Source organism: Micromonospora sp. NPDC000442 (assembly GCF_042898635.1).
Lineage (GTDB): Bacteria > Actinomycetota > Actinomycetes > Mycobacteriales > Micromonosporaceae > Micromonospora.
Genome location: NZ_JBIAYZ010000061.1, coordinates 1 through 1,062, shown reverse-complemented (window position 1 = coordinate 1,062; position 1,062 = coordinate 1). Strand labels below are relative to the sequence as shown.

General features: G+C 65.5%; 1 protein-coding gene. It reads right to left on the bottom strand.

From position 1 onward, the window contains the following. Positions 1-1,059: AMP-binding protein (locus ACFY2A_RS30540; RefSeq protein ID WP_387176810.1), on the bottom strand; the 1,059-nt coding region annotated here is incomplete at its 3' end. Between the last annotated feature and the right edge of the window lie 3 nt (positions 1,060-1,062).

Sequence of the window (1,062 nt, the reverse complement as noted above, 5' to 3'; positions counted from 1 at the left end):
CCAGGTCGCCAGACCCGCGACGGTCGGCGCCTCGAACAACACCCGCAACGGCAACTCGACACCCAGCACCGCCCGCACCCGCGACACCAACCGCACCGCAAGCAGGGAATGCCCACCCAACGCGAAAAAGTCGTCCGCAACACCGACCGACGTGACACCGAGAACCTGCGCGAAGACACCACACAGAATCTCCTCCCGCACCGACACCGGACCACGACTGACGCCCAACGCGTAATCCGGCGCCGGCAACGCCCGCCGATCCAACTTCCCGTTCACCGTCAACGGCAACGAGTCCAGCACCACCACCGCCGACGGCACCATGTACTCCGGCACCCGCTGCCCCACGAACTCCCGCAACCCGGCCGCCTCGGCAGCCACCACATAGGCCACCAACCGCTTGTCACCCGGCACGTCCTCCCGGACGACAACCGCAGCCTGCGCAACATCCGGATGCTCCAGCAGCACCGACGCGACCTCACCCGGCTCAACCCGGAACCCACGAACCTTGACCTGCTCATCCGCCCGGCCCACAAACACCAACCGGCCGTCAACAGTCCACTTCGCTAAATCACCCGAGCGATACATCCGCTCACCAACCACGAACGGCGACGCCACGAACCGCTCACCAGTCAGCCCGGCCCGACCCACATAGCCACGCGCGACCCCAGCACCAGCGACATACAACTCACCCACCACGCCCACCGGCACAGGCCGCAAACACCCGTCCAACACGAACACACGGGTATTGAAAATCGGACCACCAATCGGCACCGGACCACCAGACTCAGCCCGATCCCACACCTGCACAGTCGCATCAACCGTGCACTCGGTCGGACCATAAACATTCCACACCGGCACCGGCAGCCGAGAAGCCAACTCAGCCGACAACGGCTCACCACCGGCCACCACCAACCGCAAAGCATCACAACCGGCCCAGCCCGGCTCATCCACCAACAACTGCAACAGCGTCGGAACCACCTGCAACACCGTGACCCGCTGCTCGGCCACCACCCGCAGCAACCCACCCGGATCACGGTCGACACCAACCGGCGCCAACACCAC